The following is a 1989-nucleotide window of genomic DNA, read 5'->3' on the forward strand; positions in this document are numbered from 1 at the left end:
CATCGGCAGCAACCCAACCGGTGGCGGTGCGGATGCCTTGATTGCGGTGGTCGAACAATGCACCTGCAAAGCCTTTGGTGGCAACGGTTTCTATACCGTCGCCGTCTAGATCTAGGGCGAGGGGGTCGTAAACGTGGTATTTGTCGCTGCGGTTAAGATTTAAGAAATCCTCAAACCATCTCCAAGCTTTTTCAGCTCCTAATGATCCCCACCAAGCTCCTGCGCCACCTCCAAGTATAGCTCCAACTACTAGCCAACCTGCGCCACCAGTAAGTAAACCAAAAGCCCCAACACCCAAAGCCGCACCCCATTGGACGCCCATTAGCCCACCCAAAAAAGAAGCTGATGAGAGACCAACATCACTCCAATTTCCTTCTCCATCCAAGGCTTTCCACCAAGCACTTCCCATACTCAAAGTTCCCATGGCAACAGTTGCCCCATAAGTAAACTTACCCAAATTCGCTGCCATAACTTTTGATTTTGAAGCATTCTCTAACGCTGTTGCCGCACGTCTTGCATATTGCTGCTTGTTATAGTTGCTAGCATTCAATGCTTTTTGCAAATCACTTTGTACTTTTCTTGCAACAAATGCCTCCTTTGAATTACCACGAAATTTACTAGCAGCTCTTCCAATTCCTTCTTTTAAGCTTTTTTGTGCCTCTTCTGCTGTGCGTTGGAATTCTCTTGCCTTAGCAGACAGACGCTCACCCTCCCTTAAAAATTCTTTTTGATCTATCTTGTGCGAACGGGTCAAATATTCTTCGTACATTGAGTTAATCGTACCAATCGCCCTAACCACATTTTCATCAGAAAATATGGAAATAATAGCATCCCTATACGCACCTAGTGTAATATTGTTTCTATTATTAGTTATAGCATTATTCGAATACATAATAGCACCTCCAAATTTAGAACTGAATACGTTTATATTCTCTGTGTAATAATATCAAATAATTAATTAATGGATAAGTAAGTCCGAAAAAATAACAACTAAAATAAGCAATATACTGATTCTCTCCTTTATTAATTAGATATATTGAAAAACAAATAAAAAATAAACAGAAAACATTCATGTGAAAAAGCCACCTCATATTCTTATTTATAAGTTTAAAATAACTAGGCATTGTATATTTAAAAATCGGCACATCCAACGGAAACAAACCACATAAAAATTTTTCTTTATTCTTTATTAAAGACATAGTTTTATTTTTTAAAATTAGTCCAAATAATATACTAACAATTACTATTAAAACAATAAGCACAGCGTAATTTTTTATAAAATTCATTAAAATAATAACGAAAATACTAAATAGATTACATACTATAAATTGAAATATAAAATATTCAGTATTTAATCCATTTTCAACCGCGAGTTTTTTAAAATATCCTTGCTCGAAAAAATTAAAAAAATCCATTAATACTTTCCTCTCAAGAAAACTAATTTTAGTTTAGTTAAGATAAAATGCAATATTACCTTTATTTTCTGCTTTTGAAGCATTTTCCAAAGCTGTGACTGCTTGTCTTGCATATTGTTGCTTGTTATAGTTACTAGCATTTAACTTCTTTTGCAAATCACTTTGCATTTTTCTTGCAACAAATGCCTCCTTCGAATTGGCATGAAATTTACTAGCAGCCCTTCCAATCCCTTCTTTTAAAGCCCTTTGAGTTTTTTCTGCTGAGTGCTGAAAATCTTTCGCTTTACTAGACAACCGCTCACCATCACTCAAAAATTTTTGTTGATCTATTTTATGCGAACGAGTTAAATACTCCCCATGCATTGTGTTAATTGTACCGATTGCCCTAACCACATTTTCATCAGAGAAAATAGTTACAATGGCATTATTGAATTCATTTAGTGTAATCTTATTTTTTTCATCATTCTTAGAACCGGGTTGCATGACAACACCTTCCATCAACTAAAATATTATATTATTAAGAGACTACAACTTAGATACGTTTATAATCTCTGGATAAAAAAACGTAATAAGT

The 1989-nt window shown here is 35.1% G+C and carries 1 protein-coding gene and 1 pseudogene; both read right to left on the reverse strand.

Annotated features, from left to right (window positions below; translation table 11 throughout):
- Nucleotides 1-892 (reverse strand): annotated as a pseudogene (locus tag HMPREF2959_RS06590) (calcium-binding protein); the annotation flags it as partial.
- 556 nt (nucleotides 893-1448) lie between these two features.
- Nucleotides 1449-1898: a hypothetical protein gene (locus tag HMPREF2959_RS06600; protein ID WP_002237153.1), complete on the reverse strand. Its 450-nt coding sequence runs from the start codon at nucleotides 1896-1898 to the stop codon at nucleotides 1449-1451.
- Nucleotides 1899-1989: the final 91 nt, after the last annotated feature.

Origin of the sequence: Neisseria sp. HMSC070F02 (assembly GCF_001814225.1) — a bacterium.
GTDB classification, from domain to species: Bacteria; Pseudomonadota; Gammaproteobacteria; order Burkholderiales; family Neisseriaceae; genus Neisseria; species Neisseria meningitidis.

Coding starts and splice junctions, on each gene's coding strand:
- HMPREF2959_RS06600 (WP_002237153.1), bottom strand. CDS start 1,898: ATGCAACCCGGTTCTAAGAATGATGAAAAAAATAAGATTACACTAAAT.